Source organism: Mucilaginibacter sp. dw_454 (genome assembly GCF_018449775.1).
GTDB lineage: Bacteria > Bacteroidota > Bacteroidia > Sphingobacteriales > Sphingobacteriaceae > Mucilaginibacter.
Map to the genome: position 1 here is coordinate 942,619 of NZ_JAAVVB010000001.1, position 20,914 is coordinate 963,532.

Sequence of the window (20,914 nt, forward strand, 5' to 3'; positions counted from 1 at the left end):
GGTATACATTCATGAATAAGAGCTACTCCCCTATATATAAATCGACTAAACGTTGGTTCGTGCTCATTGGCTTAATTGGCATGCTGCTTTGTAGTGTGGTAGCAAATGCGCAGTATTTTGGTCAAAATAAAGTACGATACAAGAACCTTAAGTTCAAAGTTTATAAAACCCCGCATTTCGAGTTATATTATTATATAAAAAATGATAGTATGATCAAGCGTTTTGCGCAAGAGGCCGAACTGTGGTATACGCTTCATCAGCAGGTTTTCAGGGATACTTTTCGTAAGGCTAATCCAATTATCCTTTACGCTAATCATCCCGATTTTCAGCAAACTACTGCTATTGACGGTGAGATAGACGTGGGTACCGGCGGTATTACCGAGGGCTTAAAAAACAGGGTGGTTATGCCGGTAATGGAAAACAACCAGATGACCCGTCACGTAATTGGTCACGAGTTGGTGCATGCTTTTCAGTATCATATCCTATTGGGACACGAGGATAACACCTACGAGAATATCAATAATCTGCCGCTTTGGATGATTGAAGGTATGGCCGAATATCTTTCACTCGGTAAAAACGATTCGTACACCGCGATGTGGATGCGTGATGCTTACCTGAACCATGATATCCCAACGGTTAAAGATCTTACCGAGAGTAATAAGTACTTCCCCTACCGTTATGGTGAAGCTTTCTGGAGCTTTATCGGTTCAACTTATGGTGATACGATCATTACGCCTTTCTTTAAAAACACGGCTCGCTTTGGCCTGGCTTATGGTGTAAGGCGCACTTTTGGTTATGATGATAAAACACTTTCCAAGCTCTGGAAAAATTCTATTGAGGCTACTTATAAGCCTTTTCTGAAAGACACCGTACAGAAACCTGTTGGCCAGTTAGTAATTGACGACAAAAATTCGGGTAAGATGAATGTGGCACCTGCCATAAGCCCGGACGGTAAATATCTGGCCTTTTTATCTGAGAAAAATCTGTTTACGATTGATCTTTTCCTGGCCGATGCTAAAACCGGTACAGTTATTAAAAAGCTAACCAGTAAAGTGTCTAACACTCATATTGATGAGTTTAATTTCATCGAGTCGGCAGGTACCTGGTCGCCGGATGGAAAGAAATTTGCGTTTAGCGTATTTAACAAAGGCCGCAACCGTATGTTGGTGGTAGAAGTGCCGAGTGGCCGAATATTGCAGGACCTATCTATGGGTAAAGCTGAGCAATTTAGTAACCTATCCTGGTCGCCGGATGGCAGTCAAATCGTTTTTCAGGGATTATCAGAGGGTCAAGGTGATTTGTACCTGTACAACTTCGGCACAAAAAAAGTTAGCCAGCTAACCAACGATAAATATTCAGATTATCAGCCAAGCTTTTCTCGCGATGGTAAAAAAATTGTTTTTTCGAGTGATCGCGGGACTTATGATAAAACATTGTCGCAGGATATTACTTTCAATTTAGCCGAATATGATCTGGCTACCGGCAAAACAACAGATATACCGGTATTTAATAAGGCCAATAATTTGAATCCGCAATATTCTTCGGACGGCACTCAGATTTACTTTTTGTCAAATAGGGATGGTTTCCGCAACATGTACCGTTATACCATCGCCACCGGCAAGTTAGAACAGATGACTGATCTATTCACCGGCATTTGCGGTATCACGGAGTTTTCGCCGGCCTTAAGCATCTCGGCCAATAATGATATTGTTTACTCTTATTATCGCGCTCAAAAATATTCGCTGTATAATGCTAAGGCAACCGACTTTACGCCGGTAACAGTTGAGCCGGGTCATACTAACTTTGATGCAGCTATGTTGCCACCCATGCGTGGCGTTGGGGTCGACTTAATTAACTCCAACCTGAACAATTACCTGGCCTATCAAAAAATACCGGCAGATTCTATTAAAAATCAACCATATAAACCCAAATTTAAGTTAGATTACCTGGCTAGCAGTGGTATTGGCGCCTCAGTAAGTTCATTCGGAACCGGATTAGCCAGCGGCGTACAAGGCGTGTTTAGTGACATCCTGGGCCGAAACCAAATCTACGCTGGTTTAGCTATCAATGGTGAGATCTATGATTTTGGCGGACAGGTGGAATATATTAACCAAACCGGCCGCTGGAATTTTGGTGGTGGCATTTCGCACATCCCTTATCAGTTTGCTAATTACAGCGTTGTCGCTACCACGCAAAACGTCAACGGTAAAAACATACCGGTTACTGATGAGCGTTACGACATTATCCGCATTTTCCAGGACCAGGCGTCGGTGTTTACCTCCTACCCGCTTTCTAAATCAACCCGGGTCGAATTTGGTACCGGTGCATCTCAATACTATTATCGGGTAGATAGATACAGTACATTGTATGACACTACGGGTAATGTGGTGAGTTATACTAAAAACCATATATCTAACGCAGATTATAATGCCGACCAAACTAACAACGGTACGCAATTAAGGCCATTTACAGTATTTAATGTTAATACGGCCTTGGTTGGCGATAATTCCTTTTTCGGTGTTGCTTCCCCGCTTAATGGTTTCCGTTATCGTGTAGAAGCCGAATACGACTTTGGTACCTATCAATTTTTTGCACCTACCGTTGATGTACGCAAATACGTACGTGCAGCTCCATTTACTTTTGCAGCGCGTTTATATGGTTATGCCCGTTTGGGTAATTCTAATGGCTTATATCCGCTGTATATCGGCTATCCATTCCTCATCAGAGGTTATGAGGCTCAGACCTTTTATAATGGCAATGGCAAACCAAGCAATGGCTTTACTATTGATCAATTATCGGGTACGCGCACTGCTATAGCCAACTTCGAGGTTCGTTTGCCATTTACCGGCCCGGAGAAACTATCGACTATCAAGTCGAAATTTTTCTTCTCAGAGCTAAACTTCTTCTTTGATGCAGGTTTAGCCTGGAACCAGGGTAACCAGGTAAAATTCCAAATGGCGCCGGATAGAACTGGTACCGATGCAAATGGCAATGGCGTTTACAACACAAACCAACATGTGCCGGCATTAAGTACCGGTATATCTTTACGTGTTAATGTATTTGGCTACTTTGTATTGGAGCCTTATTTGGCTGTTCCGTTTAACCGTAATGACGTTACCAAACCTGTGTTTGGATTAGGATTTACGCCGGGATGGTAATTATTAAACATTAAGCTATGTTTAGGGTTATAAGGGTAATGAGAAATTTGATTTTTACTGTAATACTTTTAATGGGCAGCTTAGGGGCATTTGCTCAAACTATAACGAAAGTTGATACGTCGGCCAAAAGCGTAAAATATACGCAGCCGGTGTTAATTAATAACGAAGGCTCGAAAATGGTAAAAACAATTGATGCGGAAGGAAACATCCGTATTTCGCCTGAGTTTTCAAGTTTTTACCGGGTTATAAATATTGGCCATTTTGTTGAAACCATTCGCAGCCGTGGCCCGCTAACGGTGTTTGCACCAGATAATGCTGCTTTCGCAAAAATTTCTCCCGGTAGGCTCGATTCGTTGCTGATGAGTACCCGGGAGCCAGATTTAATTGCCATGCTTAGTTACCATGTTATACCCGGCGTATTGAAGGCGAAAGATATCATCAATCAAATAAATGCTAATAAAGGTACCGCCACTTTTACTACACTAACCGGAAATAAGCTAATGGCAAAGTTGGACGCAAATAGAAATATTGTATTGATTGACGAGCAAGGCGGACAAAGTGTAATCAGCAAGTTTGATATCCAACAAGATAACGGCGTGATGCATTTTGTAACAGCCGTACTTTTCCCTAAATTCAAAGAAATATAAGTTAGCAATAGGCTGACAAACCTAGTGAACTATATTTCCGTAGTTTATTTATAATCTAAATAACTACCGAAATGAAAAGATCAATTTTAGCAATAGCATTACTATTTATAATAAGCGCAATAGGATGTCAAAATAGTGATGGTCAAACCAATGCTAAACGACTGAGCAAACCTGCTGCAGAGTGGAAAAAAGTATTAAGCCCCAATGCTTATCACATTATGGTTGAAAGTGGCACCGAACCACCCTACCACAACGAATACTACGATAACCATCAAAAAGGTGTCTACGTAAGTGCTGCTACCGGCGAGGTGCTATTTTCGTCGGATGATAAGTATGACAGCGGCACCGGCTGGCCTAGCTTTGTTAAGCCGGTGGACATGAAAAAGATAAAAATAGTAACCGACAATAGCTTCGGCGAAACCCGCGACGAGGTTATTGAGCGCAGCACCGGCTTACACCTGGGCCACGTATTTGACGACGGCCCTGCAGACAGAGGCGGTAAACGATATTGCATGAACTCGGGCGCGCTAAAGTTTATTAAGAAATAGCAAAGTTACGGCGCGCACTTACTGATGGACGTAGTTGCGTTTTGTTGCGTAATCCGCTTTCAAAGTTTAAACCAATGGTCAGATCTATCCAGTTAGGATTTACAGGTCTGATCATTTTTTCTTTTTGTGGCCTGGTGAATGTGCTTACGGTTTTAAAGCGCTCCATAGCCATTTCTTCAGAATTGATTTCCTCGAAATAAACCAACCGGTTTAATTGTTTAGCGCTGTCGAAAAATAAAGTAGGCATATCCTCGTAAAATTTTACGGTTTTTAATAGATCTGAACAAAGGCCTACATGTAAGTTGTTGCGGTTTCTGTCGGTGATGATATAAATAAAGCGTTTCATTTGATAATAAAATTTGCTGTTTGAAAAATAATTACTAATTTTATGAGCATAAAAATACTAACAATTTTAGTAAATCCAAATTTTATGACAAAAATTTCATCAAATATTAAATTCCTAAGGAAAAATAAGGGTTTAACACAGCAACAGTTTGCTGATCAGGTAGGTATAAAGAGATCACTGGTAGGCGCTTACGAAGAAGAAAGAGCCGAACCCAAATACGATTTGCTAAAAATAATAGCAAATTTCTTTGAAATTACTGTTGATGATTTTATAAATGAGCCGATTGATGAGAAGTTTTTAGCAAAACCGAAGCCGAATGCAGGTGGCTTACGCGTGCTTAGTATCTCTGTAGATAAAGAAGATAACGAGAATATTGAAATGGTGCCTTTAAAGGCCAGCGCCGGTTACATGAATGGCTATGCCGACCCGGAGTACGTAGCTCAATTACCAAAACTTTATTTACCTATGTTTAAACAAGGTACCTATCGTGGTTTTGAAATAAAAGGCGACTCGATGTTACCGCTGGTATCGGGTACTACTATTATAGGTGAGTATGTCGAAAACTGGGGCGATATAAAAACGAATGAAACTTATGTTGTTATATCAAAAAATGACGGTGTAGTTTATAAACGCATTGGCAATAAGTTTAAGGATAATAAAAAACTGAAACTTGTATCGGACAACCCGGTTTATGAACCTTATGAAATTAATGGCGAAGACGTTTTAGAAGTTTGGAAGGCTAAGGCTTATATATCAACTCACCTGCCTATCCCCGCTCCTGAACCTACCATGGAAAGCCTCACAAATATGATGGCGCACATGCAAAGATCAATCTCTAAGTTGGAAGGCAACAATTAAGTTACATACTCTCAGTTAAACTTTATTCATTTATCTTTATCATAACACCAAAAATTAAATCTAGAAGAAAATGAAAAAGTTATTATTAGTATGCGCTTTTGTATTGGGCGTTAGCGCAGTTAGTTTCGCGCAGGATGGCGGAAACGGCGGAGGTGGCGGCAGAAGAGGTGGAAACCCAACTCAAATGACCAGCAGACTAAAAGAAAAATTATCGCTTACTGATGACCAGGTTGCTAAAGTTACAGCGCTTTACACTGCTCAGGCTAAAGTTCAGGATAGTTTAAGAACTGCAAGTAATGGTGACAGAGCTTCGGTTAGACCACAGATGAACGCGTTAAGAAAATCAACCAATGATAAGATCCTGGCGTTATTGACTCCTGATCAGGCAGATAAGTTTAAGAAACAATTAGCAGATCAGGCTGCGGCACAAGCTGCCCGACAAAACGGCAACTAACTTCTATAGCATACAAAAAAGAGCGGCAACGGCCGCTCTTTTTTGTTTAACATAATCAAAATTGTTATAGCAACAATTAAGTTACACATAGGGATATGCAGGGTTAACCGTACTATCTTTAGATATCACCAAATAAAAATCAAACCAAAATGAAAAAATTAGCATTAGTATTCGCCTTAGTTTTAGGCATTAGCGCAGTTAGCTTTGCACAAGGCGGTGGCCGCATGCGCATGACGCCAAAATCTCAAACAGATACCTTAAAAGCACATATTGCAGGTATTACAGACGACCAAAGCACTAAAATATTAGCTGTATATGAAGCAGCCGGGAAACAACGCGACAGCATCAGACAGGCTGCAAATGGCGACAGACCAACTATGATGGCTGGTATGATGAAAGCACAGCCGATAACTGACGCCAAGATCAAAGCTATTTTAACTGCAGATCAGGCTGCAGCTTATCAAAAAATGGTTGACGCTCGTGCAGCGCAAATGAAAGCGCGTATGCAAGGCGGCAACTAATAAAACTCATTTTTACATAAAGAAAGCTCCGACAAACCGGGGCTTTCTTTATTTTAGCTGAAATTTTAACTTTTGAACGCAGCAGAAAACTATATTAAAACCAGGCTTGACCAACGCCGGCAAGATGGCGGTTACCGTTCATTAAAGCCCGAAAATAACCTGGTAGATTTTTGCTCGAACGATTATCTGGGCTTTGCCCGCTCTGCTGTGTTACAGCATATGTTAGCGGAAGAAATTGAAAATCACCCGCATTTGAATGGAGCTACCGGTTCTAGATTGATATCGGGCAATACAGTTTACACCGAAGATCTGGAGCAGGAAATCGCCGATTTATTCGGAGCTGAGGCGGGATTACTCTTTAATTCGGGTTACGATGCTAATTTAGGGTTGCTTTCTTCGCTCCCACAACGCGGAGACACCATTATTACTGATGAATTGATTCATGCTTCTTTGATTGATGGTGCGCGATTAAGCCATGCCAATCGCTATACTTTTAAACATAATGACCTGGCATCATTGGAAACCAAGTTGCAAAACGCCAAAGGTTTAATCTATGTAGTTACAGAAAGTATATTTTCTATGGATGGAGATTCACCAAAATTGGAAGCGATGCTGGCCTTAACCGAAAAATACCAGGCTAATTTAATTGTCGACGAAGCGCATGCCGTTGGCTTATACAAAACAGGAATTGTATCTAATCTTGGCTTACAAGACAGGGTGTTTGCCCGCGTAATAACATTTGGTAAAGGCCTTGGATGTCATGGCGCTATTGTGTTGGGTACTAATTTATTGCGACAATATTTAATCAATTACGCACGGTCATTCATTTATACTACAGCAGCTCCTTTTCATCAGCTGGCAACTGCTAAGTCTGCTTTTAGGCTATTGCAAACGTCAGATCTACAGATAGATGAATTAAATAAGGTAATTGAATTGTTTAAGAAAACTATTGCTACAAAAAGCGGTAGTGAGTACGCACTGATTGACAGTGACAGCGCTATACAATGCATCCTTTTAAAAAATAATGACAAGGCAAAGGCCACAGCTGCGCATTTGCAGGCCAAGGGCTTTGACGTAAGAGCGATATTAAGCCCGACTGTTGCTGAGGGCAGCGAACGGATAAGAATTTGCCTGCATGCTTATAATACCGCTGATGAAATAACATTATTGGCAAACCAAATAAACCATCTGCTTAATGAATAAACCACTATTTATAACCGGCGTAGGCACGGGCATTGGTAAAACCGTTGTATCGGCTATTTTGGTTGAAAGCCTCAAGGCCGACTACTGGAAACCAATACAATCCGGCGATTTAGATAATAGCGATACCTTGAAGGTACAAAGCCTGGTATCTAATACGCAATCTATTTTTCATCCTGAAAGTTATAGGTTAACCCAACCCTTTTCGCCGCATAAATCTGCTGTGTTGGATGGTATTGAGATAGATCCTACAACGATAAAAATTCCTCAAACTGACAATACTTTAATTATTGAAGGAGCCGGAGGGTTGATGGTGCCTTTAAATAATAACTTTTTGATGATTGACCTGATCCAGCAGTTGGGGGCCGAAGTAATATTAGTAGTAAAACATTATTTGGGGAGCATTAATCATACATTGCTTTCGTTAGAGGCGTTGCGCAATAGAAATATCCCGGTCATAGCTGTTATATTTAATGGCGAACCCAATGAATCTTCTGAAGAAGTGATTAAAAACTATGCGCAATGTCCGGCGTTATCAATTCCGGATATTCAAGATCTTAGTAAAGAAGGCATTGCCGGCGTAAAAGTAAAGCTATAAACAGATATGAAAAAGATAGCGGTAATAGGTTCGGGCACTATGGGTAATGGCATTGCGCACACTTTCGCGCAATATGGCTTCGAGGTTTCATTAATTGATATTGATGAGCGCGTGTTGGAGCGCGGCCTGCAAACTATAAGTGCTAATTTGGATAAACAAATCAAAAAAGAAATTATTACGGATCTTGAGAAAAAAGAAACCTTAAGTCGGATACATATTTATAACGACTTAAAAACAGGTGTTAAAGGTGCAGAACTGGTAATTGAGGCGGCTACAGAAAACCAGGAAATTAAACTTAACCTGTTTAAACAACTTAGTAATTTCTGCGCAGATAATACTATCCTGGCAACCAATACCTCATCTATAGCCATAACTACCATAGCATCGGTTACAAAAAAGCCAGAAAACGTTATCGGTATGCATTTTATGAATCCGGTGCCATTGATGAAACTGGTCGAGGTTATTAAGGGCGCTAAAACCTCAACAAAAGTTACTGCAACCATCATGCAGCTATCGCGACAGTTGGATAAAATCCCTGTGGAGGTAAATGATGCGCCGGGCTTTGTAGCTAACCGAATTTTAATGCCAATGATAAATGAAGCAATTTTTGCTTTGTTTGAAGGTGTATCCGGAGTTGAAGAAATTGATAATGTAATGAAGTTGGGTATGGCCCATCCTATGGGGCCGCTGCAATTAGCCGATTTTATTGGGCTGGATGTTTGCCTGGCCATTATGCAGGTTTTGTACAATGGCTTTAAAAATGATAAGTATATACCATGCCCCCTTTTGGTGGACATGGTTTCTGCAAAACAACTTGGTATAAAAACAGGAAAAGGCTTTTACCAATATACGCCAGGCAGCAAAGAATTGATGATAGCTGATAGGTTTATAAAGCTATAATTAAACTTTCTGGTTCAATAATTGTCAATAATATAAAAAACATTGATCGATGAAAACATTAGCAAAAGTTGGAATATTATTAGCCTTAACCGGTAGCCTATTAACATCATGCGCCGGTGAGTATTACGTAACAAATCACCCCGTTGAGCCTTATTACGTGCGCTCGGCAGCGCCTTATGCAGGCGCAGTTTGGATTGACGGTGAATGGGTTTGGACAGGCGGTCGCTACAATTATATAGGCGGTCACTGGGCCCGTCCACGCGCCGGACGTGTTTGGGTTAGAGGTAGTTGGGCTCATGGTGCCCGCGGATATGCGTGGCACAGAGGTTATTGGAGATAATAGTATGTGAGTTAAAAAGCCGCTGGTGATGAACCAGCGGCTTTTTTTATATAATTATGGTGTATAAATACTCCTTTTGTTGATAAATTTTCTATTGCATATTGTACGAATTTATCTTTAAATTTATAGGCAAAGCCTAATCATTAAATAGGGCAATAGTATTTGAGAACTTTCTACTTCTTTTTCAGCCACTTATACACAGGTTTTCGTCATAATAAATGGCAAATAGCTTGCTACCTGCTATTACTTACATTGTTGCCCCAGTTTATTTGGGCAGAGGGCAGTAAAGAACTAAACTCTAACGGCGGCGGGCGGGCTTATTTATCGTCAAGTACCACGCAAACAACATCTTTCCCTTTCCCGACGCTGGGTACAACCAAGGTGTACGTTAAAGCCGGCGAAATATTAAATATAGGTTCAAGCGCGCAGGGTATAAATTTGGGTACTATTAATCTGAGAGCACCTGATGGTACAACATATACCAGCGGCACTTCAACGACTATAGGACTAATTGCCAATCATGCACAGGAACTTGCCGGCGCCCTGCCTAATGCAGGCGGTTACAAGCCCTATACCCGCACTGTTACCTCGGCACAGGAAGGTATCTGGGAGATAGACTTTATAGCTCCAGGTAATGATGGAAGTGTTGAATCGGCCCCGGTTGCTATCCCTGCAAGTGCCGACTGGTCTCAACCATCTGGCCCTTATATAGCCGCGTTTGATATAACTGTTCGTACTGCAACAAATGTTACCGTGCCCGGCCGCGTTTTCACCAATATCTTTTGCGGAATATTAAGCACGTTCAACGTAGGTTTTAATGGTATATTTCATATTCTTACTAAAGACGGATACCAATACACGCTAGATAATAACGGACAGGCAGGCAACGGATTTTCATTTTTTGTGAACAATAAAGGTTTTAGAACAGGCAGTGGAGCGCCAAGTTATAAAAGCTTAAATAGCATTGGGTCTCCGGTGATTCAAGATCCCCGGGATACAGACACACAGTCTGACATTACCCACAAAATATTTTTTAACACACCAGCTGCAGATTTACCTGCCACTGCCAAAACACCAGGCGGAGGCTCTACCTGGCTAATTAATGCACCGTTTGTACCCAGTGTAAGTCAGATTAAATTTACCGGTACAGAGGGCACCGAGGGTAAAACCGGGACATCGCCATTGGGTGGGACTTTTAGCTTTAACAGCACATCAACAGGTACTTATACATTAACCATTGATGCCAATAATAATGGGATATTAACCGATGCTGTTGATCGAAAACTTACCGGCGTAGCTATAATAGGCACAAATTCGATTAGTTGGGATGGACTCGACGGCGCAGGAAATAAACTATCTGCAGGTAATGCCACTTTTAATGCCAATCTCTCTTTACTATTACATAGTGCCGAAGTGCACTTTCCATTTTTTGACGTTGAAAGAAACGTCAACGGAATTAAACTGACGCGTACCACAAACCCAACCGCCGATGGTAATAATGTTTATTGGGACGACAGTGATATTACGTTATCCGGTACACCGTCCTCTCCTATTACAAATTTAACTGGTATAAGTAGCCTCACAAACGGTCACAAATGGGGTGCCACAACTGTAACAAATTCTGACAGCGATTTTGGTGATAACAAGAGTATAGATACCTGGGCATACGTAACCAGCGCACCCATCAATGCCCCGATTACATTTGCAGTTCGCGAAGCTGATCTGGAGGTTGTAAGCCTGAACTCGGACATCTCAACCGGTTGTATCGGCCAGACGGTAAGTTACACCGCAGTTGTAAAGAATAATGGCCCAAGTGATGTAACAGGCGCTGCATTTGGTTTCTATTACCCTGCAGAGTTGTCAAACGTAAAAGTTACCAGCCAAACAACTACAGGTACTACCGTACTTGTTTCAGACACAACGGATGCAAAGTTTAATAACTATACAGCACAGGTTAATATGACTAATGGTTCAACCAGGACGTTTACGCTTACCGGCGTGGTAACCAAAGCGCCGTCAGGAAAATTTATTGTCGACGCTACGATATTACGACCTGCGGATGTTACCGACCCAGATGCTACCAATCCCAATTCGGTTATTCCTACTAATCCTTTTGATGAATGCGACTCTGCGCCATCCGGCGTTGGTTGTAACAATATTAAGGTAGATAGTACCGCCACCTTTTTACCCCAACCCAGTGCGGGTGCAGATCAAACGGTCGAAAAAAACACAATCGCAACCATAACTGCAAACCAAACCGGTACCTGGGCACAAATTGGCGTTTTGCCGGTTATTGCCAACATTAACGCGCCGGCGAGCGAAAAAACAACTATATCAGGTTTAACCGAAATAGGTGCATATAAATTTGTGTTTACGAATGCCAATAGCTGTGCAGATACGGTAACCGTAAATGTTACTTCGAAAGAACTGTCGCCGCCGAAAGTTGTCACCCCTAATGGTGATGGTAAAAATGATACGTTTATAGTACCTGATATAGGTCTCTATCCGGGTAGCACAGTAGATATTTATAATAGATGGGGCAATGAAGTTTTCCATTCTAACCATTATAGCAATAACTGGGCTGGCCAGGGCTTGGCAGATGGTACCTATTTCTATTTAATTAATCGCAAAGAGGCTAACGGCACTTTCACCCTATTTAAAGGCTGGATATATTTAAAACATTGATGATGAAGGTGACGATGAAGAAATATATCCTGCTGTTGCTGTTACTGGCGTTTACTACTATAAAAAGCCTTGCACAGCAAACCATACAATTAAGTCAATATTTGTTTAATGGTTTGGCTGTAAACCCTGCTTATGCGGGTTATAAAGATAACTGGACTATTAACGCCAGCAGCCGTTTACAATGGGCCGGTGTTGACGGTGCGCCCATTACTAATACGCTATCTGTTGATGGTATAACCGATCCGGAAAATAAAAATGTTGCTTTGGGATTGTTGATTACTAATGACAGATTGGGGCCGGAGAACAATTCATCAGTTTATGCTAATTATTCTTATCGTATTCGTTTAAATAACGAGGATTCTGAACGACTTTGCTTTGGTGTAGGTGTAGGCGCTATATTATATAATATTGACGGCACCAAATTTAACAACTCCGACTCGTCAGATCCAACCATATCTGCAGCTATACAAAACAAACTGGCGCCAGATTTTAGAGCAGGCGTTTATTTCTATACACCTTCTTTTTACGTAGGCGTTTCGGGTCTTAATTTAATACCAAATGCTTACCCCGACCCAAACTCCGTATTTATAGAAGAAACACGTACTTACTATTTAACAGCTGGCGTTATGGTGCCAATATCTCCTGTAATTGACTGGAAGCCGTCATTTTTGATCAAAGAAGATTTTAAAGGCCCCACCAATGTAAACGTGGCAACTAATTTCTTATTTAGTGATGTACTTTGGGCCGGCGCGTCATACAGTTCGGCCGTACCCATATTTAACAAACCTAATTTGCAAAGCGATTTGCAGCGCATGGATGCTATAACTGCCATGGTTGGTGTAAATATTACTCCGCTTTTTCGCTTTGGTTATTCTTATGATTTTGGCTCCAGTAAAATACCAGGGTACCCTGTAGCGTCGCATGAAATTTCATTAACCTATAGTTTTGCCCGTGCAAAAGGCAGAATATTAAGCCCACGCTATTTTTAAATCCCGGTTTATGAAAAGAATAGCTACTCTACTCCTCTTTCTGATTATCCTGGTAACCGGCGTTAAAGCGCAGGAACAACCAGACACCAAACAATTGGCTGATAATCTTTTTCAGCGTTACGAGTATTTTAATGCTTTAAAAATATATTTGCGCCTGGCGGGTAAATCAAGTACAGATGGATTTATTGTTGAGCGTGTTGCCGATTGTTACCGTTTAATGGGCGATTATAACAACGCCGAGATATGGTATCAAAAAGCCATCGGCTATGGCGAAGCAGCCGTTATAGATCATTTTTATTATGCAGAAATATTGCTGCGTAATGAAAAGTTTAAACAAGCCCGCGACGAATATAAAGTTTACTATCAATCAGAAAACCACGAGCAACTGCCTTTTAAATTGGCCAGTTGCGATTCGGCCGAGAAATGGAAGAAAAATCCGTCGATTGCGTTTACTATTAAAAACGAACAAAAGCTAAACAGTAAATATTCTGATTGGGGGCTAAATTATTTTGGTAAAACCGATATGGTGTTTACCTCCGACAGAAAAATCAGTAATAACAGAAAAGATACCTATTATAGAAATGGCGATGGCTACTTTAATGTTTATCGCACTGACGGTAGCATGGTGACACCGTTTGCGCTGAAAACCAAAGGAAGCCCATTTTTTGATACTAAATATCACGTAGGCCCTATGATTTTCACCAATTCTGGAGACACGGCTTATATCACTATAACAACTACTGTACCAAGCAAAAAGCTGCCTACAGATGTAAAGACACCGGATTATACAGAGAAGTTATATACCCGCCGTCTGGAGCTTATTATGGCTACTAAGGTAAAGGGACAGTGGGCCGCGTTTAAAAGCTTCCCATATAATAATCTAACCGAGTATTCGGTAGGGAATGCTGCATTATCGAAAGACGGCAATATCATTTATTTTACTTCTGATATGCCTGGCGGTGAGGGCAAAACCGATATCTGGTACTGCGTAAAACAAAGCGATGGCACGTGGGATCAGCCTGTGAACTGCGGTAAAATGATCAACACCAAAGATGATGAGTCTTTTCCTAGCATAAGCGGCAATAGTCTGTATTTTGCCTCGAACGGATTACCCGGCATGGGCGGTTTAGACATTTTCAAAGCAAAGGGTAATAAAGCTACCTGGAGCAAACCCGTTAACCTGAAATATCCTGTAAATAGTACCAGTGACGATTTTTATTTTTTAACGAAAGATAGCTTGAGCGGCTACTTCTCATCAAATCGGGAAGGCGGACAAGGCAATGACGACATTTACAGCTTTGGTTATGTTGCACCTCCTGAGGTTATTGTCGACAAAAAACCGGGCCTGACCGGTAAAGATATCAATGCAAATTTAAAGGTTCCTTCACCGCAACCGGTAACTGCTTTGTTAACCATGAAAAAAGGTGAAGGCATTATTCTGAATAATATTTACTATGATGTTAACAAGGCTGATATCCGCCCGGATGCAGCTGCCGAATTAAGAAGATTGGCCGCTGTGTTAAAACAACGTCCCAGCATCCGCCTGGAAATCAGTTCACATACTGACTCTCGTGCCCCATCTAAATATAATATGATTTTATCTCAAAGACGTGCAGCATCCGCAGTGGCTTATTTGGTGAGATTAGGTATAGACAGACGCAGGCTTGTGCCTAAAGGTTATGGCGATACTCAACTCTTAAATAACTGCACCAAAGGCGAGTTTTGCACAGAAGAACAACATCAGATTAACAGGCGAACCGAGGTGCATATCATTAGTGAATAGACCGTAAATCAGCGTCGCTATATTTCTTAACCATTCAGTTTTTTATCACAAATTGGCGTTGTTGTACAATCTAGTTTAACAGCCAGGTTTTGTTTATGTTCTTCAATTTCATCTGTTCATTTCTGTTCATTTTATACAATTGGCGAGTGTCAAAAAAATGAACACGCGTTATTGCTTATTATTACGGTAATGTTTAACACACAACAAAATTCATGAGCACAAACGACACTTCAGAAGGAACAATCCCTGTAGATCAGGCAAAACAAATGGTAGTAAACTGGCAGAGTTATATAGCTACTTCAGGGCAGAAATTCAACGTCAGGTCTTACCTGGTACCAATTGCAGCGTATAAAAATCTCTTAATCAATAATCCTGATGCAGAGAACGTAAGAGTTTATATCGGCTTAAATGATGCGACGAATCCAGCAACAAGCCAAATATTACTTGTACCAATAGTAAATGGCGACGAAAAGCTAAATCGTGAAACGGGAGAAAGTAATGTTTATGATACTACAGTTCCGTGTCCGCCGGTATGTCCTACACCGCCAACACCACCAGCTGGTAATTTAGAAAGTTAATTTTTTCAACGGATGTGTATTTATTAAGCTTTAAATGATATTTTAGAAGCTGTTAATACACATCCGTATGCTTTTTTATTTAATACTGGGCAGTTATGTTGCTGGTTTCAGTTGTTTAATACCCATTTTTATAGGTCTGCTTAGTTATAAAATATTAGACAGGTCATCAAAAACCGTATTTTACTTTCTTATTACCTCTCTTGTTTCTGTCTCAATTAACACCTTACTTGCTAATCTGGGTAAATCGAATCTTTTTGCCTTTCATATATATCAGGTTTTTGAATTCTGTTTTGTATCATATTTTTACAGTGTAAGTGTAAAGGGACTAATGAGTAAATTATTCCCTTACCTTGTATTGATTTTTACCGCATTGTGCATTTTTAACTTCTTTTACATACAAAAAGGACATAGCCAGTTTAACAGTTACACACGCTCATTGGAGGCTATAATTATTATCATTTATGCGGTTATTTATTTACTTAAACAAAGCAGCACCGAAAACTCTTATCGTTTTGGCGATTTGCCAGACAATTGGGTAAATATTGCTTTATTGATATTTTACTCATGCACTTTTTTTGTTTTTGCATTTGCTAACCAATTGCTCACCGAAGGGTTATTTGTAAATTTTATTGCCTGGACATCGTATAACGCAGTTTTATTATTAGAAAATATATTATTTTCCATAGCCTTCTATAAATGCAGAAAACAACCGATAATATCTTTGTATTAGTGCTTATAGCTACCGCGGGCACTGTACTGATGGTAGTTTCATTTATACTGATCTATATTCGTAATCAAAATAAGTTGCTGCAACAGCGCCAAATGCTGCAACAAGCCGAGTTAATTCATCAAAAGGAATTGCTCCAGGTAGTGATCGAATCGCAGGAGGAAGAGCGTAAACGTATAGGGCGCGATTTACATGACGATGTTGGTGCCGCCATATCAAGTTTAAGGTTGATTATCGATATGTTTAAACCGTCTGTGGTTGATGACGCACATCTTAAATTTATAAGATCAAGCAAAGACATAATTGATAAAATGATGAACGATGTGCGACATATCTCACATAACTTATCGCCTACTGCATTAACTTATTACGGATTAGCTTTTGCCATTGAAGAGCAATGCACAATCATTAACCAGACAGGCAAATTAATGATTGATTTTGTTAATGATGCTAAGGATGTACTTGAAAATCTATCATTACCTGTGTCTACCGCATTGTATCGGGTTTTGGAAGAGCTGCTTAATAACACAATCAAACACGCCAGGGCTGGTAAAGCGGGCCTTAAATTTAAAGCTGACGATAATTTGCTGGTAATTGATTATAGTGACAATGGCGTGGGCGCAGAAACCAAGCTGGTAAGTAACGGTATTGGTATGCATAATATTGAAAGCAGGCTCACTGTAATTAACGCGAGCTACCATATCACTACCTCGCCCGGAAATGGATTCCGGATACAAATCAATTATCCTTTAACTTGAGTTCACCAGTTGTATGAATAAGATCCCCGTATTTATTGTTGACGATCAAAATCTGTTCAGACAAAGCCTTGCATTATTAATTAGCAGTGTAGAGGAGTTTAATTTATTGGGCGATTTTGAAAGCGGCAATTCATTTGTGGATAAAATACCATATATAGTTAACAATCAACCACATGTAGCTATTATTGATATGGACATGCCTGGCATGAACGGCATAGAATTAAACGAGATTTTGCATGAACAATTTCCGCAAATAAAGGTTATCATCTTATCTGTGCATATTAATCCCTCTTTAATTGCACAGATGATCCATGCTAAAGCATCAGCCTATCTGGAGAAAAATTGCGATAAGGAAGAGCTGATAATGGCTATACAGTCTGTATATAAAACAGGCTTTTATTTCAATAAAAGTGTTTTAAAAGCTATACAGGATAACGCTAACAAAAAAAATGCTGTCCAACAAACAATAGCCAACTTGCCGGTAAAATTAACAAATCGCGAAAAACAGGTTCTTGAATACATTTGTAAAGAGTACAGTAATGCCGAGATTGCTCAAAGTATGTATCTAAGCTCACGAACTATTGAAGGACATAGAATAAACTTATTAACAAAAACGGGATGTAGAAATACCGCCGGGTTAGTTTTATTTGCCATTAAGTACGGTTTTTATGTAATTCCGGTTTAATAAAACCACGTATAAATACCTGATTTTAAAAACACGTATTTATACTTGAAATGGAAAAAGTGAACAATAATGGGTAGAAAAGATTAGTTGTCGTTAATCAAAGAGAAATAATAAGAGATAATATTTACTATAAAGAAATTATTCAACCTAAGTGCAAATTTAAAACACCAGGATATTACGTAGATATATAACGGTTATAAATGATAAATGCGATAAGTAATAAGCGTTTATTAATTTAGTAGTTATAACCCCATGGATAAAGTATATATCACCAATCATGTTAAATCAGAGATTTTAAACATTTGTGGTTTGCCAACTATTAGACCTTATAACTTAAATGGTTTTGCATCGCTATTTAGTTTAGGGATTAATAATAATGCCGACTGTGAAAAACTTGAGAGCAAGCTACAATCAATTGCATTTCAATACGAGACGGGAAAAATGATTTCACCAAATACCATATCGAAAGATTTTACTGTAAATCAATGCATTAAATTAGTGTTATCAATAGCAAACTAATTATATGGGAGGAAATTATAGATGAGTAAAATTTCACTGCCAAAATATGAAGAACTAAAAAAACTGCTATTAGTTAATGCTGGCATTGCTAATATTTTGCCGTCAGAGTGTCGCGCATTGTCTGATAGGGTTTACAAAAAAAACGGTAATCGTATCAGCGAAACCACATTTAAACGTATTTACGGATTTGCTTATAGCAAATACAACCCTTCCCTATTTACATTAAATGTGCTGGCTCGTTTTTGCAATTTTAAGGGATGGGATGACTTTTGTGAAAAACAAGACCAAAAGGCATCTGCTGCAACTACGAAAGAATTAAGCTGGAGATTGATACAGCAGAACGCAAGTAAAATAACCAATTTTACTTTACAGGCTCTAAAAAACAAATCAGGTATTCCTTATAATCAAACCATTGATCGCGAATTTATCGATCATCATTTTGAAGAATTTATTAATTCAGAACATACCGGCACTGTTTTGACTGCGCCTGCCGGCTATGGCAAAACAATTGCGCTTTGTCAATGGGTTGAAAAGAAATTTGAAGTAGACGCGCTTAATGACGTTAATGATATCATTTTGTTATTTAGCAGTAATGCCATCATGAGTGCTTTAATGAGCGGTCGCGATATCCATGACTGGATGTTGGCGCTGCTTGGCTACCATGTAGAAAACGACATCAACGTTTTAATGGATGTTAAACAACGCGGCAAGAGCAAATTTTATCTTATCATCGATGGTTTTGATGAGCATATGTTTAAAGGCGATCACTTTAGAGTGATCATGAATCAATTAGTAGATATTTTTTCTTTTTATCAAAGCCATGACTGGTTTAAACTGGTACTTACTGCCCGGACAGCAACCTGGATAAACAATCGTCATGAATTTGATATTGGTACAGGCGGTTGGTATACCGGTTTTAAAAAAGACGATAATTGTATAAATGTACCATTGTTTAGCGTTCAGGAAATAAAATTACTGTGTCATCAGATAAAGCCGGGTATTGAAGATTTTATATCGCTTAATGTGGTTGAAAATTTTAATCACCCATTATATTTCCAATTTTATTACCAACAGCATAAAGACAATTTTTTACAAAACAACATAGACCATCTTAGCTTCTATGAAACAATTTCTACTTTCATTCTGAAAAAGGTTTACCTGGGTCAATACTCTGCCGAAAAAATGTTATTGATAAAGGGGCTGGTAGAGGAGTTAGATATAAGAAATGAGCATTACCAAATCAATAAATTAAAGGTTGCAAACATTTTAAAGAAATATCCGCATGCCTACCAGGAGTTATTGAGCGTGGGTTTTGTGCGCGAGGTTAATACGAGCAGCATCCACCAATTTAACACGGATATATTATTTGGTAATAATGAGTTTATGGAGCACAGTATTGCCAAAACGTTGCTTTACGATAACAGTAACCTATTAGATGCCGACCTGATTAAAACCATTAACGAGCTATTTACGCTGAGTCCGCGTAAGGTAAATGTGCTTAAATGGTGTTTAATACATGCAATAAAAACCGGGCAGCTTAAAAGCGTAGAGAATATTATTGATGTGCATTTAAACACGAACGAGAAATCAGAAATCATTACGTTCCTTGGCGAAGTTTTAGAAAGTGAGCATTCATCGTCCGGCAGAAATGACGCTTTAACTCAATACTTCAAACACTCTTTTAGCGAAAAACTATTCGATTATTTTTTTGGGCTGGAGTTAGTTAGTTCTGATTATAAGAAGTTCTTGCAGGTTTTACTTAGGTTTGAATTATCCAATAAAAACAAAATACTTATTCACTCAGCTTTGGCCATAATAGCTGCCATGCAGCTTGATTTGAACGAATTGGAGGTAAATCTGGCCAAACTAAAAGCTTTTCCTAAAGCCGATTTTGAGACGTTCCCGGTAAATCCGTTAACCTGCCTGGATGCTATTTTTTATCATTTAAAATATGGAATTATTAAAACAGAGGCCCTTACCGATCTCACTAAGCTGTCTTTTAGTTCTCCGGGAGAAATAGTTAATTTTAAATGTACGGCAACCAACGACATGCTTTTTCTGCTAGGGCTACATACGTTGGCGCTAAGCAATAATCCACTTAAGCAGCTTAGATTTATTAAGTTTTTAAATCATAATTATTGTGCCGAGATGTCGGACAATCATAGTTCACAGTACAGGTTTTTTATTAAAACAATTGAAGCCAGCTCTTATTTTGTGATGGGTGAGCTGGAGAAGGTTTCGGAAATATATGAAGATATATCAATAAATTATAAAAAATGCCATACGTTGGCCACTTCTTATATGCGAATGGTATTTCATAGTTTGAAAATTAAGACTTTAGTAAACGCAGGTAAAGAAATCCAAATAGCAACAGAGATAAAACAGGTTAATAATATTGCCGCACAGTTTGGCTATAAATTTGCAAAACTGTATATATTATCCATATTATTAAAAAGCCCGATGCTTCAAAACTCTGCGCCGGAGTTATACCGACAGATCAATTATGATTTTAATAAATTAACCCGTGATAGCGGATTAAACCTCAAGCTCTTTTTAGAAACAATCACCATAAGGAAATAGGTGATCTGTCTTGCAGATCGCCTATTTATTAGCAATCGTA

General features: G+C 39.4%; 20 protein-coding genes. 19 read left to right on the forward strand and 1 reads right to left on the reverse strand.

Features of this window, described 5'->3' with window-relative positions; all coding sequences use genetic code 11:
- Positions 1 to 11 precede the first annotated feature (11 nt).
- The 3 genes from HB679_RS04270 to msrB all read left to right on the forward strand — a co-directional run bounded on the left by HB679_RS04270 (position 12) and on the right by msrB (position 4,353).
- Positions 12 to 3,158 carry a DPP IV N-terminal domain-containing protein gene (locus tag HB679_RS04270; protein ID WP_214070692.1) on the forward strand — a complete coding sequence of 1,049 codons (3,147 nt, stop codon included), beginning with the start codon at positions 12 to 14 and terminating at the stop codon, positions 3,156 to 3,158.
- Between the two features lie 38 nt (positions 3,159 to 3,196).
- Positions 3,197 to 3,805 (forward strand): fasciclin domain-containing protein, encoded by a 609-nt coding sequence (locus HB679_RS04275; protein ID WP_214070693.1) that lies wholly within the window; start codon positions 3,197 to 3,199, stop codon positions 3,803 to 3,805.
- Positions 3,806 to 3,876: 71 nt separating this feature from the next.
- The gene (gene msrB / locus HB679_RS04280; RefSeq protein ID WP_214070694.1) at positions 3,877 to 4,353 is read left to right on the forward strand and encodes a peptide-methionine (R)-S-oxide reductase MsrB; all 477 of its coding nucleotides are present in this window, start codon (positions 3,877 to 3,879) and stop codon (positions 4,351 to 4,353) included.
- Here the strand turns inward: msrB and HB679_RS04285 are convergent.
- A complete protein-coding gene (locus HB679_RS04285) occupies positions 4,343 to 4,699 on the reverse strand; it encodes a GIY-YIG nuclease family protein (protein WP_214070695.1) in 357 nt (118 codons plus the stop codon). The genes msrB and HB679_RS04285 overlap by 11 nt on opposite strands.
- Before the next feature lie 84 nt (positions 4,700 to 4,783).
- On the opposite strand from HB679_RS04285, the gene HB679_RS04290 reads away from it, so the two are divergent.
- The 16 genes from HB679_RS04290 to HB679_RS04365 all read left to right on the forward strand — a co-directional run bounded on the left by HB679_RS04290 (position 4,784) and on the right by HB679_RS04365 (position 20,874).
- Entirely contained in the window at positions 4,784 to 5,557 is a 774-nt protein-coding gene (locus HB679_RS04290) for an XRE family transcriptional regulator (protein ID WP_214070696.1), read from the forward strand.
- A 70-nt stretch (positions 5,558 to 5,627) separates the two neighbouring features.
- Positions 5,628 to 6,011, forward strand: coding sequence for a hypothetical protein (locus HB679_RS04295; protein ID WP_214070697.1), 384 nt, complete (start codon positions 5,628 to 5,630; stop codon positions 6,009 to 6,011).
- Between the two features lie 149 nt (positions 6,012 to 6,160).
- Positions 6,161 to 6,532 carry a hypothetical protein gene (locus tag HB679_RS04300; RefSeq protein ID WP_214070698.1) on the forward strand — a complete coding sequence of 124 codons (372 nt, stop codon included), beginning with the start codon at positions 6,161 to 6,163 and terminating at the stop codon, positions 6,530 to 6,532.
- 72 nt (positions 6,533 to 6,604) lie between these two features.
- Positions 6,605 to 7,735 carry an 8-amino-7-oxononanoate synthase gene (locus HB679_RS04305; protein ID WP_214070699.1) on the forward strand — a complete coding sequence of 377 codons (1,131 nt, stop codon included), beginning with the start codon at positions 6,605 to 6,607 and terminating at the stop codon, positions 7,733 to 7,735.
- A complete protein-coding gene (gene bioD / locus HB679_RS04310; RefSeq protein WP_214070700.1) occupies positions 7,728 to 8,330 on the forward strand; it encodes a dethiobiotin synthase in 603 nt (200 codons plus the stop codon). Before HB679_RS04305 ends, bioD begins: the two co-directional genes overlap by 8 nt.
- 6 nt (positions 8,331 to 8,336) lie before the next feature.
- Entirely contained in the window at positions 8,337 to 9,230 is an 894-nt protein-coding gene (locus tag HB679_RS04315; RefSeq protein WP_214070701.1) for a 3-hydroxybutyryl-CoA dehydrogenase, read from the forward strand.
- Between the two features lie 49 nt (positions 9,231 to 9,279).
- On the forward strand, positions 9,280 to 9,570 hold the full coding sequence (locus HB679_RS04320; RefSeq protein WP_214070702.1) for a YXWGXW repeat-containing protein: 291 nt from the start codon (positions 9,280 to 9,282) through the stop codon (positions 9,568 to 9,570).
- A 162-nt stretch (positions 9,571 to 9,732) separates the two neighbouring features.
- On the forward strand, positions 9,733 to 12,255 hold the full coding sequence (locus HB679_RS04325) for a gliding motility-associated C-terminal domain-containing protein (RefSeq protein WP_214070703.1): 2,523 nt from the start codon (positions 9,733 to 9,735) through the stop codon (positions 12,253 to 12,255).
- On the forward strand, positions 12,255 to 13,244 hold the full coding sequence (locus tag HB679_RS04330) for a type IX secretion system membrane protein PorP/SprF (protein ID WP_255547534.1): 990 nt from the start codon (positions 12,255 to 12,257) through the stop codon (positions 13,242 to 13,244). The genes HB679_RS04325 and HB679_RS04330 overlap by 1 nt, the downstream gene beginning before the upstream one ends.
- A 10-nt stretch (positions 13,245 to 13,254) precedes the next feature.
- Positions 13,255 to 15,027 (forward strand): OmpA family protein, encoded by a 1,773-nt coding sequence (locus HB679_RS04335; protein ID WP_214070704.1) that lies wholly within the window; start codon positions 13,255 to 13,257, stop codon positions 15,025 to 15,027.
- A gap of 212 nt (positions 15,028 to 15,239) precedes the next feature.
- Positions 15,240 to 15,605 (forward strand): hypothetical protein, encoded by a 366-nt coding sequence (locus tag HB679_RS04340; protein ID WP_214070705.1) that lies wholly within the window; start codon positions 15,240 to 15,242, stop codon positions 15,603 to 15,605.
- 328 nt (positions 15,606 to 15,933) lie between these two features.
- A complete protein-coding gene (locus tag HB679_RS04345; protein ID WP_214070706.1) occupies positions 15,934 to 16,335 on the forward strand; it encodes a hypothetical protein in 402 nt (133 codons plus the stop codon).
- A complete protein-coding gene (locus tag HB679_RS04350) occupies positions 16,302 to 17,090 on the forward strand; it encodes a histidine kinase (protein ID WP_214070707.1) in 789 nt (262 codons plus the stop codon). Before HB679_RS04345 ends, HB679_RS04350 begins: the two co-directional genes overlap by 34 nt.
- A 13-nt stretch (positions 17,091 to 17,103) precedes the next feature.
- Complete coding sequence (locus HB679_RS04355; RefSeq protein WP_214070708.1) at positions 17,104 to 17,775, forward strand: response regulator transcription factor; 672 nt, start codon at positions 17,104 to 17,106, stop codon at positions 17,773 to 17,775.
- Positions 17,776 to 18,027: 252 nt separating this feature from the next.
- Entirely contained in the window at positions 18,028 to 18,294 is a 267-nt protein-coding gene (locus tag HB679_RS04360; protein WP_214070709.1) for a hypothetical protein, read from the forward strand.
- 21 nt (positions 18,295 to 18,315) lie between these two features.
- The gene (locus HB679_RS04365) at positions 18,316 to 20,874 is read left to right on the forward strand and encodes a hypothetical protein (protein WP_214070710.1); all 2,559 of its coding nucleotides are present in this window, start codon (positions 18,316 to 18,318) and stop codon (positions 20,872 to 20,874) included.
- Positions 20,875 to 20,914 lie beyond the last annotated feature (40 nt).

What these genes read in the sequence shown, in the direction of transcription:
- HB679_RS04270 (WP_214070692.1), top strand. Translation starts at nt 12, where the DNA reads ATGAATAAGAGCTACTCCCCTATATATAAATCGACTAAACGTTGGTTC.
- HB679_RS04275 (WP_214070693.1), top strand. Translation starts at nt 3,197, where the DNA reads ATGAGAAATTTGATTTTTACTGTAATACTTTTAATGGGCAGCTTAGGG.
- msrB (WP_214070694.1), top strand. Translation starts at nt 3,877, where the DNA reads ATGAAAAGATCAATTTTAGCAATAGCATTACTATTTATAATAAGCGCA.
- HB679_RS04285 (WP_214070695.1), bottom strand. Translation starts at nt 4,699, where the DNA reads ATGAAACGCTTTATTTATATCATCACCGACAGAAACCGCAACAACTTA.
- HB679_RS04290 (WP_214070696.1), top strand. Translation starts at nt 4,784, where the DNA reads ATGACAAAAATTTCATCAAATATTAAATTCCTAAGGAAAAATAAGGGT.
- HB679_RS04295 (WP_214070697.1), top strand. Translation starts at nt 5,628, where the DNA reads ATGAAAAAGTTATTATTAGTATGCGCTTTTGTATTGGGCGTTAGCGCA.
- HB679_RS04300 (WP_214070698.1), top strand. Translation starts at nt 6,161, where the DNA reads ATGAAAAAATTAGCATTAGTATTCGCCTTAGTTTTAGGCATTAGCGCA.
- bioD (WP_214070700.1), top strand. Translation starts at nt 7,728, where the DNA reads ATGAATAAACCACTATTTATAACCGGCGTAGGCACGGGCATTGGTAAA.
- HB679_RS04315 (WP_214070701.1), top strand. Translation starts at nt 8,337, where the DNA reads ATGAAAAAGATAGCGGTAATAGGTTCGGGCACTATGGGTAATGGCATT.
- HB679_RS04320 (WP_214070702.1), top strand. Translation starts at nt 9,280, where the DNA reads ATGAAAACATTAGCAAAAGTTGGAATATTATTAGCCTTAACCGGTAGC.
- HB679_RS04330 (WP_255547534.1), top strand. Translation starts at nt 12,255, where the DNA reads ATGATGAAGGTGACGATGAAGAAATATATCCTGCTGTTGCTGTTACTG.
- HB679_RS04335 (WP_214070704.1), top strand. Translation starts at nt 13,255, where the DNA reads ATGAAAAGAATAGCTACTCTACTCCTCTTTCTGATTATCCTGGTAACC.
- HB679_RS04340 (WP_214070705.1), top strand. Translation starts at nt 15,240, where the DNA reads ATGAGCACAAACGACACTTCAGAAGGAACAATCCCTGTAGATCAGGCA.
- HB679_RS04345 (WP_214070706.1), top strand. Translation starts at nt 15,934, where the DNA reads ATGAGTAAATTATTCCCTTACCTTGTATTGATTTTTACCGCATTGTGC.
- HB679_RS04350 (WP_214070707.1), top strand. Translation starts at nt 16,302, where the DNA reads ATGCAGAAAACAACCGATAATATCTTTGTATTAGTGCTTATAGCTACC.
- HB679_RS04355 (WP_214070708.1), top strand. Translation starts at nt 17,104, where the DNA reads ATGAATAAGATCCCCGTATTTATTGTTGACGATCAAAATCTGTTCAGA.
- HB679_RS04360 (WP_214070709.1), top strand. Translation starts at nt 18,028, where the DNA reads ATGGATAAAGTATATATCACCAATCATGTTAAATCAGAGATTTTAAAC.
- HB679_RS04365 (WP_214070710.1), top strand. Translation starts at nt 18,316, where the DNA reads ATGAGTAAAATTTCACTGCCAAAATATGAAGAACTAAAAAAACTGCTA.